The sequence below is a fragment of the Bacillus sp. FSL L8-0193 genome, from assembly GCF_037976065.1.
Taxonomy (GTDB): Bacteria; Bacillota; Bacilli; order Bacillales; family Bacillaceae; genus Bacillus; species Bacillus paralicheniformis.
The window spans coordinates 2116399-2132603 of sequence record NZ_CP150261.1 but is presented as its reverse complement, the minus strand read 5'-3'; the positions used below and the strand labels follow the sequence as shown (position 1 = coordinate 2132603).

Annotated in this window: 3 protein-coding genes; all 3 read left to right on the top strand. The window is 48.5% G+C overall.

The window, feature by feature from the left end; all coding sequences use genetic code 11:
• Positions 1–3 precede the first annotated feature (3 nt).
• Positions 4–10788: a non-ribosomal peptide synthetase gene (locus MHH76_RS10710; RefSeq protein ID WP_043054329.1), complete on the top strand. Its 10785-nt coding sequence runs from the start codon at positions 4–6 to the stop codon at positions 10786–10788.
• A gap of 17 nt (positions 10789–10805) precedes the next feature.
• Complete coding sequence (locus MHH76_RS10705; protein ID WP_023857506.1) at positions 10806–14609, top strand: non-ribosomal peptide synthetase; 3804 nt, start codon at positions 10806–10808, stop codon at positions 14607–14609.
• A gap of 238 nt (positions 14610–14847) precedes the next feature.
• Positions 14848–16188, top strand: coding sequence for an acetyl-CoA carboxylase biotin carboxylase subunit (locus MHH76_RS10700; protein ID WP_023857507.1), 1341 nt, complete (start codon positions 14848–14850; stop codon positions 16186–16188).
• Positions 16189–16205: the final 17 nt, after the last annotated feature.

Below are 16205 nucleotides of genomic sequence, written 5' to 3'. Positions count from 1 at the left end.
AATATGACAAAAAAACATGAGATTCAGGATATTTATCCGCTTTCTTATATGCAGGAAGGGATGCTATTTCACACCCTTCTTAACAAGGACACACAGGCATACGTCGAACAAGCCTCATTTTCAATGACAGGAAAGGTTGACACAGACATTTTTCAGAAAAGCATCACTGCTCTGTGCGCCCGGCACGATATTTTCAGAACGATTTTTGTCAGTCAAAATGTATCCGTTCCGCAGCAGGTCGTCTTAAAAGAACGGACGATCACAATTGAAGAAAAAGATCTGACTCATTTGGACCGATCCGGCCAGCTCAGATTGATCGATGACGTCAAAAAAACAGACAGAGCCAAAGGATTTCATTTGCAAAAAGATGGATTGATGCGCGTCATCCTTTTTAAAACAGGGGAACGCGAATTTACATGCATATGGAGCTTCCATCACATCATTATGGACGGCTGGTGCCTCGGGATTGTCCTGAAGGAGTTTTTCCATATATACGCTTCCCATTTGCACCAAACACCATTAAAGCTTGAGCCTGCTGTGCCTTACAGAACTTATATTCAATGGCTGATGGAGCAGGACAAAGAAGCCGCCGCCCGGTACTGGGAGGGTTATCTTGAAGGATATGACCAACAGAGCCGGATGCCGAAGCAAAAAAAAGCGGGCGCCAAAAGCAGACAAGAAGAAGTCACCTTTTCCCTTTCTAAAACAGTTACGGATAAGCTGAAAGAGCTGGCCGCAAAGGAAGAAGTCACATTGAGCACTATTTTTCACACGCTTTGGGGAATGTTGCTTCAAGCCTATAACCAGACGGATGATGCGGTTTTCGGTTCGGTTATTTCCGGCAGGCCGTCTGAAATTGCAGGGATAGAGCGGATGATCGGCCTTTTCATTAACACGGTGCCGGTGCGTGTTACCGGTACAAAAGTGCCTTTTGTGAAACTGATTAAACAAGTGCAAAAAGATGCGCTGAATGGGCAGCCGTACAGCTACCACCCGCTCTATGAGATACAGGCGGAATCCGCCGTCAAACAAGGCTTAATCGACCATATTCTTGTTTTTGAAAATTATCCTGTTGAAAAAGAAATCGCACTGCTGAACAGTGGACAAGATGCAGAGGATCTGTTTCGCATTCATGATTTCAACATGGAAGACGAGACCAACTACAGCTTTTATCTCATGGTAGCACCAGGTGAAAACATTCATCTCAAAATGAGATTTGATTCCGGCATTCATGAACGTTCTTTCATCGAAAGCGTCAAAGGCCATTTGCAGCATATCATCGCACAAGTGCTGGAAAATCCGAATTTGACCCCGGAGAAATTGACGATCACAACACAGCAGGAACAAAAAGACCTGCTCAGCACGTTGAAAATAGAGACTAAACAGCGTGAATATGAAACGATCCAGTCGATGTTCGAACGTCAGGCGGCACAATCTCCTGATGAAAAAGCAATTCACTATGAAGGGCTGTCGATCACTTATAAAGAGCTGAATGAAATGGCCAACAAACTTGCACGCCTTCTCCGAAAACGGGGTGTCAAACGCCAGGAGCCGGTCGCGATCATGGTCGAACGTTCTCCCGCATTAGCGGCGGGAGTACTCGGCATTTTAAAAGCGGGCGCGGCATTTGTTCCGATTGACCTGAGCCATCCTGCCGAACGCATTCGCTATTGCATAGAAAACAGCGGCTGTCAGCACATAGTATCACAGCATCCTGTGGCGGCTTTAGCAAAGTCAGCCGCAACAAAACGATCTGTGACATTCATAGAAGAAGCAGATGCGGAAAGCGACGGAAGCAATGTCGAGACGGTAAACACTGCGGAAGATTTGCTTTACATCATGTATACATCTGGAACAACGGGGAAGCCGAAGGGTGTTTTATTTGAACATCGAAATATGGCCAATTTGCTTCATGACCAATTTGAAAACTCACGTATTGATTTCAAAACAAATGTGCTCCAGTATGCATCTTGTGCGTTTGACGTCTGCTATCAAGAATTGTTTACAACTTTGCTTAGCGGCGGCACGCTTTGCATCGCGCCTGAATCAATCAAGCGCGACCCAGCTCAGTTGTTTTTGTTGATCAATACACAGCGAACAGAAGTCGTCTTTTTCCCGACGGCTTTTGTGAAGATGCTTTTTAATGAGGAACACTATGCGAACCACTTTCCAAACTGTGTGAAGCATGTCATCACTGCGGGGGAGCAATTGACGGTCTCGCATATTTTTAAGGCATTGCTCAAGCGGCACGGCATACACTTGCATAATCATTACGGCCCGGCGGAAACCCATGTCGTCTCGACATGCACCATTCATCCTGAGGGCGACATCCCGGATTCTCCGCCGATCGGAAAACCGATCAGCCATAACGCCATGTATATCCTTGACAAATACAAACGACTTCAGCCCTGCGGTGTAGCAGGAGAGCTTTATATATCAGGTGCGAGCGTCGGGAGAGGATATGTCAACAATCCAATCTTGACAAAACAGAAATTTTTGCCCGATCCATTCAGAGCGGGAGCCGTCATGTATCGAACAGGAGATATAGCAAGGCTTCGTGCAGACGGACAAATGGACTATATCGGCCGGACGGATGATCAAGTGAAAATCAGGGGCTACCGGGTCGAACCTAAGGAAATAGAGGTGACATTGGCAAATCATCCTGCTGTTAAGGAAGCGGTTGTCCTGGTTCAAAAAGACAGTGAAGGGGAACATGAATTGTGCGCATACTACAGCACACGGAAACCGATCGACCCTTCTGCATTGCGTCATGATTTGGCCGACGCCATCCCTGACTACATGATGCCAGTAAAATGGACTGCTGTGCCAGCGATTCCGCTTACAGCAAATGGAAAAGTCGATAAAAGCGCCCTCCCAGAACCGACATCATCGCATCAGTCATACGCCGCACCTCGCAATTTGAACGAGCTCAGGCTTTCACAGCTTTGGGAAGGTCTACTGAAAAGGGGGCCGGTCGGCATCCGTGACAACTTTTTTGAACTGGGCGGCCATTCTTTAAAAGCAACATCGCTCATCTCTCGCATCGCCAAAGAATGGAACGTTCAGATTCCGTTAAGTGATGTCTTTGCCCATCCGACCGTAGAAGGGTTGGCAGCAGTCATCAGTGAAGCGGAAGAAAACCCGTTTGCTTCGATTCAGCAAATAGAGAAGAAGGAGACATATCCGGTTTCTTCCGCACAAAAACGGATGTATGTTCTGCACCAGCTCGATGGCGGAGGAGTCAGCTACAACATTCCGGCCGTTTTGGAGCTGACAGGCGAGCTCGATCAACAGAGAGTGGAAGCTGTATTTCGCGAACTGATCCGCCGGCATGAACCCCTTAGGACATCATTCGAAGCAGGAGAAGACGGCGAGCCGGTGCAGCGGATTCATGAAAAGGTGCCGTTTGCTTTTTCAAACGAATCTTCATCTGAATCATTTATCCGGCCGTTTGATCTTGGAAAGGCTCCGCTTTTCAGGGCGGGCTTAGCGACCATTGAAAAAGGACGATATCTGCTTTTAGTGGACATGCACCATATTATTTCAGACGGTGTCTCCATCCAATTGCTCATGCAGGAATTCAGCGAGCTGTATAAAGGACTTGAACTGGCTCCGTTGCGCATTCAATACAAAGACTATGCAGCATGGCAAGAAACATTCAAAACAAGCGACATATACAAACGGCAAGAATCGTATTGGCTCAAACAACTGGCCGGTGAGCTGCCAGTGCTCGAATTGCCGACGGACAAACCGCGGCCCCCGGCAAAAAGCTTTGCAGGTGACCGGGTTACGTTCGAGATCAGTCAGGATCTTACATCACGTTTACAACAGCTCGCAGGAGAAAACAGATGCACACTGTATATGACGCTTCTTGGGATATACACCGTTTTATTATCACGGCTAAGCGGGCAGGAAGAGATCATTGTCGGTTCGCCGATCGCGGGCAGACCGCATGCTGACCTGGAATCCGTGCTCGGAATGTTTGTGAACACATTGGCTTTTCGAACACGTCCGGTGAGCGGAATATCTTTCAAACAATATTTACAGGACATTCGAGAAACAGCGCTAGAAGCCTATGAACACCAGGACTATCCGTTAGAGAAGCTGGTTGACCGCCTCGGCGTTCAGCGGGAGATGAGCCGAAATCCGCTCTTTGATACAACGTTTGCACTGCAAAATATGGAGCGGCAACAATTGTCGATGGAGGGGCTTGAGCTTCGGCAGAAAGATATCAGCCACCCGATTTCTAAATTCGACCTGTCACTGTACATGGCCGAAAGCGGCGGACAAATATATTGTCAGTTTGAATACAGTACAGATTTGTTTGAACGGAAAACGATTCAAAAATGGGCCGATTTTTTTAAAACGTTGGCTAAAAACGCTGCACAGCATCCGGAGCTGGAACTGGACCATTTGTCAATCCTTTCGAAAAAGGAAGAAAGCGTACTTCTGCAAAACTTCAGCCCGATGCAAAAAATCGATTTCCCACTGGATCAGCCGCTTCATCATCAGCTCGAGCAGCAGGCAGAAAAGACGCCTGATCGTCCGGCCGTTTTGGCGGATGGCGTCTCCATCTCCTACAGAGAACTGAATGAACGGGCCAATCAAATTGCATGGAAGCTAATTGGCCTCGGTATTCAACAGGAAGATGTGATTGCCGTGATGGGGAGACGTTCACCAGATATGCTGATTGGAATTTATGGCATTTTAAAAGCGGGAGCTGCTTACGTGCCGATCGACCCTGACTATCCTGAAGAACGAATCCGTTTTTTAATGAAGGACAGCGGCGCAAAGACCTTGCTTGCAGAATCTAATCCATCGATGTTTGAGGGAACCATTTTGCCGCTAGATGGCGGGCGCGAGAATCACGGAGAAGCGGCAGTCAATCCGAATCTCCCGGTACCGCCCGATGCCTTGGCCTATATCATCTATACATCTGGCTCAACGGGACGCCCAAAAGGCGTCATGGTGGAACACAGGTCCGCGGTCAATTTTTTATACTCACTGCAAACCCGCTACTCACTTAACGACTCGGACATCATTCTGCATAAAACGTCTTACTCGTTTGATGCTTCAATATGGGAGCTGTTCTGGTGGCCATTCGCCGGGGCTTCTGTTTATCTGCTTCCTCAAGGAGGGGAAAAAGATCCTGAAATCATCTTAAAAGCGCTGGAGGAAAAGGAAGTTACAGCCGCCCATTTTGTCCCTTCTATGCTTCACTCATTCTTGGAATATATGAATCATAGAAAAAAACCGGCCGACATCAGACATTTAAAAAGAGTCTTTGCAGGCGGCGAGCAGCTGGGGGCGCACCTCGTCTCCCGTTTTCATGAGCTTCTGCCGAGGGTGGAATTGACAAATTCCTACGGACCGACGGAAGCGACGGTAGAAGCGGCATACTTTGATGTCCCTAAAAGGAAAACACTTGACCATGTCCCGATCGGCCGATCAGGACACAATATGAGACTCTATATTTTAAATAAAAAACGGCAGCTTCTCCCGTTCGGCTGTCGAGGGGAACTGTATATCGCAGGCGCGGGCGTCGCAAGGGGCTACTTGAACCGTCCGGAGCTGACAGAAGAACGGTTTCTCGATGACCCCTTTTATTCAGGGGAACGCATGTATCAAACGGGCGATCTGGCGAGATGGCTCCCGGACGGCACCGTTGAATGGCTGGGCCGCATGGACGGTCAAGTGAAAATCCGCGGCTACCGGATCGAACCGGGGGAAGTCGAAGCGGTGCTTCGCCAGATCGACGGCGTGCGGGAAGCGGCGGTTATCGCCCGGACAGAAGGGGAGGAAACCGAGCTTTGCGCCTATATTGAAGGTCAGGACCAACAGACTGTAAGGACAGAGCTGCGCAAACGCCTGCCGGCCTATATGATGCCTTCAGCCTTCATCGAGATGCGTGAGTGGCCTGTCACTCCGAGCGGAAAGCTTGACCGCAAGGCGCTGCCCGCTCCCGACGGAGCGGCTGAACGACGCGCTTACACCGCGCCGCAAACCATCACGGAAATGAAGCTCGCCAAGCTTTGGGAAGAGGTGCTGAAATACGGCCCTGCCGGCATTCGCGACCACTTTTTCGAACAAGGCGGCCACTCGCTGAAAGCGACAGCGCTCGTCTCCCGCATCGCCAAAGCGTTTGGCGTGCAGGTGCCGCTGAAGGAGATTTTCGCCAAGCCGACACTGGAAGAGCTCGCAGCCGTGATTCAGGAATTGGATGAAAGCCCGCATGCGGCGATTGAACCGGCGGACAAACAGGACACCTATCCGGTGTCCTCGGCGCAAAAGCGGATGTATGTCCTTCAGCAGCTGGAAGACGGCGGTGTCGGCTACAATATGCCGGCGGCGCTTAACCTGACAGGACCGCTCGACCGCGCCCGGCTTGATGAAGTATTCAGGCAGCTGATCCGCCGCCACGAATCGCTCAGGACGTCGTTTGAAACCGGGGCAGACGGCGATCCTGTCCAGCGCATCCATGATGATGTCCCGTTTCAGCTGATGGAATTGGCCGCGGCTGAAGACTTTGTCCGTCCGTTCCGGCTTCAAGAAGCGCCGCTTTTCCGCGCCGCTCTTGTGAAGGAGGAGGAGGAGAGCCACCTGTTGTTGGTGGACATGCATCACATCATTTCCGACGGGGTGTCTGTCGGCACCTTAATCCGCGAATTCAGCGAGCTGTACGCCAACCGGATGCTTGCCCCGCTGCGGATTCAATATAAAGACTACGCTGTCTGGCAACAGGCATTCAAACAAGGAGAGGCGTACAACAGACAGGAAGCCTATTGGCTGAAGCAGCTCGACGGAGAGCTGCCGGTGCTGGAGCTTCCAGCCGACAACGCCCGCCCGGCGGTGCGAAGCTTTGCCGGAGATCATGTGTCCTTTTCACTTGATGCGGACACTTCATCCGGCCTTTACAAGATCGCCCGCGACAACGGATGCACCCTGTATATGGTTCTTCTCGCCGCGTACAGCACGCTTCTTTCCCGGCTCAGCGGACAGGAGGATATCATCATCGGTTCGCCGATCGCCGGAAGGCCGCACAAAGACTTAGAACCTGTCATCGGCATGTTTGTCAACACATTGGCGATCAGAACGCAGCCGGCAGAAAACAAATGTTTCAGCGATTTCTTAAGAGAGGTCCGCGAAACGGCGCTTGAGGCGTTCGAACATCAGGATTATCCGTTTGAGGAGCTTGTCGACCGGCTTGATGTCGTCCGTGATATGAGCCGCAATCCGTTGTTTGACGCTATGCTTGTCGTACAAAATATGGATCGCCAAGAGCTTTTCCTGGATGGACTGCATATTCAGCCTGCCGATATGCCTCAAATTGGGGCGAAGTTTGATCTGACGCTGCAAGTTTCAGAAGGGGATGAACGCATACACTTTCGGTTTGAATATGCATCATCTTTATTTAAACAAGATACGATCGAACGCTGGGCATCACATTTCACGACAATGCTTCAGCACATTGTCCACGCACCGCAGACAGCGTTGCCTGCCATCAGCATGCTGACAGCTAAAGAACAACAGCTGCTGATGACAAACTTTAACAGGATGCCGGAACAACACGGCCCTAACATAACCGTTCACGAATTATTCGCCCGTCATGCGGCAAAATCGCCGGGTGCAACTGCACTCATCACTCGGGAAGGGGTGCTCACTTATCAAGAATTAGACGAATGGTCCAACAAAATAGCGAGAACATTGCAAAATCAAGGGATTGGTCCGGATCTCACTGTAGGTATTATGATTCCTAAATCAACAGGCTTGATCGCAGCCGTTCTCGGAACCTGGAAAGCAGGGGGCGCCTATGTCCCAATTGATCTTGGATATCCGGACGAGCGCAAACAATATGTATTAGCCGACAGCGGAGCTAAACTGCTGATCACCGATAAAAAAGCAATTCATCAAGTACCTGATGGTTTTAAAGGCGAAGTGCTTCTGATTGAAGATGTACAGGAACAGGACACCTCACCTATTCTAACTGCTTCCGGGCCTGATCATTTGGCTTATATCATTTATACATCAGGTACGACGGGCAATCCAAAAGGCGTCATGGTGGAACACAGAGGAGTCGCTTATACAGTTCAGTGGCGCAGTGCTTTTTATGAATTTCATGATCATGATATCGCGCTTCAGCTTTCCTCATTTTCTTTTGACGCATTTGTCACAAGTATGTTTGCGCCGCTTATATCAGGAGTGCAGACCGTTATCCCGGCTGAGGAAGAAGCGAAAGACATTCTCGCTATTAAACAATATCTAGCCGATTACGGCATTACGCATATGAATCTCGTTCCGATTCTATACCGGACACTGCTTGACGTATTGCAGCCGGAAGATGTACAAACACTGCGACTTGTCACATTAGGAGGCGAAGCGATTGAACCGAATTTGCTGGAGCGCAGTTTCTCGCTCCGCCCTGACATAGAGATTTCCAATGAATACGGGCCGACAGAGAGCAGCATCACGGCCACTGCGGCCAGAAGATTGAAACGAGAAGAAAACATCACGATCGGCCGGCCGATCGGCTATACAAATGTTTATATTTTAAAAGGAGATCACTTACAGCCTATCGGTGTCACCGGAGAACTTTGCATTACAGGACCGGGGCTTGCAAGAGGATATATCAATCTTCCTGAGCAAACGGCAAAAGCTTTCGTTCAAGATCCGTTCCATCCAGATCAGCGCATGTATCGGACGGGGGATTTGGCGAAATGGCTGCCGGACGGCACACTGCAGTATGTCGGCAGGATGGATGAACAAGTCAAAATCAGAGGCTACCGAATCGAGATAAAAGAAGTGGAAGCGGCACTCTCCGGCCTTGCCGTAGTAAAAGAAGCGGCAGTGGTGGATTCTGTTACCGCAGCAGGTCATAAGGAACTGTGCGCTTATATCGTTGTTGAAGACGGCGCAGATTGCGGCATGGCGCGCAAAGCTTTGGCCAAAAAAGTGCCGTCTTACATGGTACCGGCGTTTTTCCAAACGCTTGATGCATTGCCTACCATGCCAAACGGGAAGCTGAATAAGCCCGCACTGGCAAAGATCCCGCACAAGGGAGAGACTAGGCAAACATTTACGGCTCCGGCCACTGATATTGAAAAAGAATTGGCTGCCATCTGGCGCGGGGTGCTCGGTGTGGACAAGATCGGAATTGATGAATCATTTTTTGAGCTTGGCGGAGATTCCATTAAGGCATTGCAAGTCTCCGCGAGATTGCATCAATCAGGAAAGCAATTGGCCGTAAAAGATATCTTCAGCCATCCGACAATCCAAGAATTGGCGCCATATGTCCGTTTATCACAACAACCGATCAGCCAAGCATCTGTAGAAGGCGAGATGACATGGTCACCGGTGCAAAAATGGTTCCTGTCTCAAGATATAAAAGAAGCCCACCATTTTAATCAGTCGGTTATGCTGCATCGGTCAAATCCGTTAGATGAAGATGCATTGAGGAAAACGCTAAAAGCGATAACCGTCCATCACGATGCACTCAGGCTCATATGCATCAAAGATGAACAAGGGAACTTGCGCCTGTACAATCGTCCAGCGAACATCGGAGAGGACCAGCTTTACAACTTGCGAATCTTCAATCTGGCCGGCGAACCAAAAGATCATGAACACATTATCAAACACCAAGTTCGTGAGCTGCAAAAAGCAATGGACTTGGAAAACGGGCCGCTGGTGCAAGTCGGGCTTTTCCGCTCAAGCGAAGGAGATGACTTGTTTCTTGCTATCCATCACTTGGCCGTCGACGGCATATCATGGCGGATTATCCTGGAAGACTTGGCATCCGTCTATGAGCAGGCGATTCGCGGAGATGACATAGCACTCCCGCCAAAAACCGCATCATTCCAGACATATACCGAGCAATTAGCCAAGTATGCAGAAAGCCGGCGGTTATTACAGCAAGCAGACTATTGGCGCGCCATCGAACAACATGAAACAGTTGCACTGCCAAAAGATCAGACACATATCGACAAAACCGCTTTGAAAAAACGTAACACCGTATCATTTACTTTAGCTCAACAAGAAACAGACGCGATTCTAAAAGATGTGCACAATGCTTACAATACGGATACCCAAGACCTGCTATTGGCGTCAGCGGTACTCGCTATATGGCAATGGGTGCCGCAAAAGGCGCTAAAAATCGCGCTTGAAGGGCATGGCCGTCAATCTGAGGCGGCACATCACGATATCAGCCGAACTGTAGGGTGGTTTACTTCCATATATCCAGTATTGCTTCAACTTGAACCCAATACATGGGATGACCATCATGAAGAATATATGATCCGCGCATTAAAAATAACAAAAGACACGTTAAGGCGGATACCTGATAAAGGATTTGGATACGGTGTTCTCAAATATATGACACCGCCTGAAAAAGCAAAGATCAAATTCGGCAAAGCACCTGATATCACCTTTAACTATTTAGGACAATTTGAAATCGGAAACCGTGCGCAAACCGAAACAGAACAGCTTGATGCATTTACATTTTCTCCTTTGGGGGGCGGCGAAGATATCACCGGCACTTGGAAGCGTGAACAGTCGCTGGATATCAGCGCACTCGTAGCCGAAGGCAAACTGACCGTTAACATGACATATGAAACAGGGCGTTTTCAAAAAGAAACCATTGAGCGGCTTTCCCAAGATTGTCAGTACTATCTCAGAAAGCTGATGAACCATTGCCTCGGCAAAACTGAAACAGAAAAGACCGTCAGCGACTTTGATGATCGCGAGCTGACCGAGGAAGCTTTTAAAAATATAACCGACTTACTCGGATTTCATTAAACGAGCGGAGGGAAACAATGGATCATACACAAAAAATCCAAAACATTTATCCTTTAAGCCACATGCAGGAAGGAATGCTTTTTCATTCTTTCCTGCAAGACGAAGGAACCGCATATATTGAACAGTCCGTCTTCACAATAAGGGGTCAGCTCCATTTAGACTGGTTTCAACAAAGTGTCCAATCGATCATTGACCGCCACGATATTTTCAGAACGGTTTTTTTGCCTCATGTTGCCGGGCTGAAAGAACCGCGCCAGGTCGTTTTACGCGATCGATCCTTTCAGTTGCATGCTGAAGACTTGACCGAAATGCCGGAGACCGATCAAACCGCGTATATCAGCCAGTTTAAAGAGCGGGATCGGCAGAAAGGCTTCAATCTGCAAAAAGATATGCTGATGCGTATTTCTCTGTTCAAAACGGCGCCGGAACAACACGTATGTGTATGGAGCCATCACCACATTTTAATGGACGGCTGGTGTCTCGGGATCGTACTCCAAGAATTTATGCAGTTGTACGAAGCCATCTATACGGGTGAATCTGTGCCTTTAGATCCTGTTCAGCCATACAGCGCATATATTTCCTGGTTGTATGATCAGGACAAAGACAAAGCCAAGGAATATTGGAAGAACTACTTGACAGACTTCAATGCGCCAACAGGTCTTCCGAAAGTGTCTGCAAAACCTGCTGAAAAGGGATATCGGCAGAAAGAGCTGATGTTTTCATTAGACCGAAAGTTGACAGTCAGACTCAAAACAATCGCCAAACAGCATGGAGCCACACTCGCCACTCTCATACAAACCGTGTGGGGCTTAATGCTTCAGCGCTATAACCGGACAGATGATGTCGTGTTCGGCTCTGTCGTTTCCGGCCGTCCTTCCGTGATTCCGGGCGTTGAGAAGATCATCGGTTTATTTATCAATACTGTGCCGGTGCGAATCAAGACCGAGAGCGAAAATGAAACCTTTTCAGAGCTGCTTCGCCGCTCCCAAAAAGAAAGGCTCGCTCAAGACATGTTCAACTTTTATCCATTGGCTGACATTCAGTCGCATATCGCTTTCAAACAGCATGCTATTGACCATATTTTCGTTTTTGAAAACTACCCTTTGCAGCAAATGCAAGACTCGGCAAACCGCGCCGAATCACCGCTTCAGATCGAAAATGTAAAAGTGTCGGAGCAATCAGGCTACAACTTCAACCTCATGATTGCCCCGGATGATGAACTTGTCATCAAGTTCATCTACAATGCAAACGTTTATGATGAATCATGGATTGACTGTGTGAGGGGCCACCTGCTGGAAGCCTTGCGAAGAGTGGCGGAGGACACCGATATCCCCGCCTCCAGGCTGCCGATGATCGCGCCTGACGAAAAAGCCCGGATCATCGGGGCATTCAACGATACAAAAACGGATTACGATACGAACAAAACAATCACTGACTTGTTTTCCAATCAAGTAGAGAAAACGCCGGATCATATCGCACTACATGCCGGCGGCTTGACGATGACATACCGGGAGCTGGATCAAACATCCACTGCATGGACCCGCATCTTCCAAGAACAAGGCTTAAAGAAAAACGGAATTGCCGGCATTTTAGCAGAGCATTCACCTGAATTCATCATCGGAGTTCTTGCCGTTTTGAAAGCAGGCGGCGCCTATCTCCCGCTCGATGCCGAACTGCCGCCTGAACGGATCAGCTGCATGCTGAAAGAAAGCGGGGCGGACGTATTGGCCGTTCAGAAAGGACTCAAGACGAACATTGATTTTCCGAAAAAAGTGTTGATATCCAAGGAAGCGCAATTGGCACCTGTCAGCGCTATCAACATAAATACGCGTCCGGATGATCTGGCTTATATCATGTATACATCAGGTTCGACAGGCAAACCAAAGGGCGTTATGATTTCGCACCGCAATGTCGTATCACTGATCTCAAACAGCAATTACACATCAGCCGATACAAATGACCGATTGATCTTAACCGGTTCACTCGGCTTTGACGCCATCACATTTGAAATATTCGGAGCGCTCCTGAAAGGAGCATCTCTTCATGTTATTGACCGCTCGACGATGTTGACTCCTGCCCGTTTTGGCAGCTATTTGCTTCACCATGATATCACAGTGCTGTTTTTAACAACGGCTCTCTTTAACCAGCTGGCACAAGCCCAGCCGGACATGTTTTCAGGGCTCTCCACTTTATATGTCGGCGGGGAAGCTTTGACGCCTGCACTGATGAATACGGTCAGACATCGGTGCCCAAACCTGAAGCTTTATAACATATATGGTCCGACGGAAAATACAACATTCTCTACATTTTATGAAGTCAAGCAAGATTTTTCACAAGCGATTCCCATCGGAAAACCGATCAGCAATTCAAATGCCTTTATTGTTGACGAGAGCGGTCAGCTCGCGCCGATCGGCGTTCCCGGCGAACTTTGCGTCGGCGGCGATGGGGTTGCAAAAGGATATTTGCACAGACCTGATTTGACGAGTCAAGCATTTGTAGAGCATCCGTTTCAACCAGGGGAAAAAATGTACAAAACCGGCGATCTGGCGCGCTGGCTGCCAGACGGCAACTTAGAATATATCAGCCGGATGGACCGGCAAATCAAAATTCGCGGCAAACGAACTGAACCGGCTGAAATAGAAGCGCGGCTCATCGAGATTGAAGGCGTTCAAGAAGCCGCTGTCATCATTGAAGAAAAAAACGAAGAAGCATTCCTTATCGCATATTATGTAAGCGATGATCAAACAGAGGAAAAAACGATTCGTTCATTACTATCAAGGCAGCTTCCCGACTATATGATTCCTCATGATTGGGTTAAACTGGACCGCATGCCTCTTTCGGCAAACGGCAAAATCGACCGCCGCGCGCTGCCTGCACCTGATCAAAAAACGGCTTTGAAACAGATTGTGCCGCCAAGAAACTGGGTCGAAAAAGAACTGATTGACATCTGGAAACCTATCCTTGGCGTGAAGGAGCTCGGTATTGAAGATGACTTTTTCGAACTTGGCGGTCATTCGCTAAAAGCTCTTCAAGTCATTCACCAGCTGAAAAACAGCCAGGGGATCGATATTCCGATTGAATTATTATTCGAGAATCCAACAATCGAACAATTGGCCGAAAAGCTGTTTTCACATGAGCTGCGCGCCTCGGCCGTACAGCATGTCAGCAGACTGAATCCGCCGACCGGAGTGAACCTTTTCTGCTTTCCTCCCATTTCGGGCTTCGGGATATTTTATAAAGATCTCGCTGCCAAGCTAAACGGCAAAGCGACTGTGTACGGATTTAACTTTATTGAAGAAGACAGCCGTATGGAACAATACGTGAACAACATCATCCAAAAACAACCTCGGGGTCCTTATATCCTGCTGGGATATTCAGCGGGAGGCAACACGGCATTTGAGACTGTCAAAGAAATGGAAAACCGAGGTTTGGAGGTCAGCGATCTCATTATTGTCGATGCATATCAAAAGAAACAAGCATTGCCGCCACAGCCAAGCAGCACCTCGGCAGAACATGTTCCCGCTCACCTCAGGGAAGCAGTCATCAAAAAGACGGCAAACTATCAAAAATATTGGGCACAATTAATCAATGACGGCCAAATCAACGCAAACATCCACTTTATTGAAGCCGGCATTCAGACGGATCAAATTGACAGATTCATATTGCAAAAATGGGCCGACGCCACAACAAGAAACTATCAAGAGTATAAAGGAGCCGGGCCGCATCAGGATATGTTCGAAACTGCCTTTCTGTCAAAAAACGCCGAGATCATTCAACATATCCTCACAAACAGCGGCAAACATGCAGAGCATTCTCGGTAAAAGCCGTCCAAACACCAACAGGCCCGAGCCAAAACATTGAGAGTTCTAAAGCGATTTCTTAAGCTTTAGGACTTTTTTCTTTCAAATCATCATAAGCTGTAAAGAACAGACAAGACCTGGCTGAACCTATGGCAGGAAACAGGATAAGCTACTTCACTTTCGAATTCGCACAATGAATAAATGAAGACGCTTTCAAATTTCATTTCAGACACTTTTGAATATGAAAGGGGGCATTTTTTTGTTTCAAAAATTGCTAATCGCCAATCGCGGCGAAATCGCACTTCGGATCATTCGAACTTGTAAACGGCTCGGGATTCAGACAGCTGCCGTCTACTCTGAAGCGGATGCTGAGTCCCTGCATGTTAAAGCTGCAGATGAAGCCTGGCTGATCGGCAAACCGCGGGTCAGTGAAAGCTATTTAAATATCGAAAAAATCATCGAAACCGCTAAAAAAGCGGGGGTCTGTGCCATCCACCCGGGATACGGCCTGCTTTCCGAGAACAGCCGTTTTGCCGAAAGATGCCTGCAGGAAAATATCACGTTTATCGGTCCGCCGGCTGATGTGATCGCCAAAATGGGAAGCAAAATTGAAGCGAGACAAGCGATGGAACAAGCCGGTATTCCCGTCGTTCCCGGCGTGACAAAAAGCTTGGCCGGTCTGAATGAAGCCAAGGCTCTTGCCGAATCCATCGGCTATCCCGTGATGCTCAAGGCTTCTTTTGGAGGCGGAGGCATCGGAATGCAGCTGATCCGCAATGAAGGCGAATTAGCAAAAGCATATGAAGGCAGCCAAAAACGAGCCGCCGATTTTTTCGGAGACGGGGCTATGTACATCGAGAAATATATCGAAGATGCAAGACATATCGAGATTCAGATTTTAACAGACGAATACGGAAATGCCGTCTATCTTTGGGAACGGGACTGTTCGATTCAGAGACGTCAGCAAAAAATCATCGAAGAAGCACCTGCTCCGTTATTCGATGAAAACATGCGCGCGAAGCTTGGTGAAGCGGCCGTGAAAGCCGCGCTGTCGATCGGCTATGCCAACGCCGGGACAATCGAGTTTTTAGTAGACAGCAAGAATCATTTTTATTTTCTCGAGATGAATACCCGCCTGCAGGTCGAACACCCGGTGACAGAGGAAATTACAGGGCTCGACATTGTCGAAGAACAGCTCAATATCGCAGCAGGCAAAGCGCTTCCGTATAAGCAAAAAGACATTCGGCGGGACGGACATGCGATCGAAGTCAGAATCTGTGCCGAAGATCCGAAAACATTTTTCCCTTCGCCGGGACGGATCACTGACCTTAAGCTGCCTGAGCACCCGAATGTCCGTCATGAATGCGCAGCAGCCCCAGGTATGAACATCACACCGTATTACGACCCGATGATCGCCAAGATGATCGTCAAAGGAAATAGCAGAGATGAGGCCATCCGGACATTGGCCGAAGCGCTCTCACAATATCAAGTGAAAGGCATTAAGACAAATATTCCGCTGCTTGAAGACATCGTACGTTCTGACGAATTCCGAAAAGGCGGGGTCCAAACCGATTTTATCAGTCGTTATCAGTCAAAATGAAATCAAGGAGGCGTGCC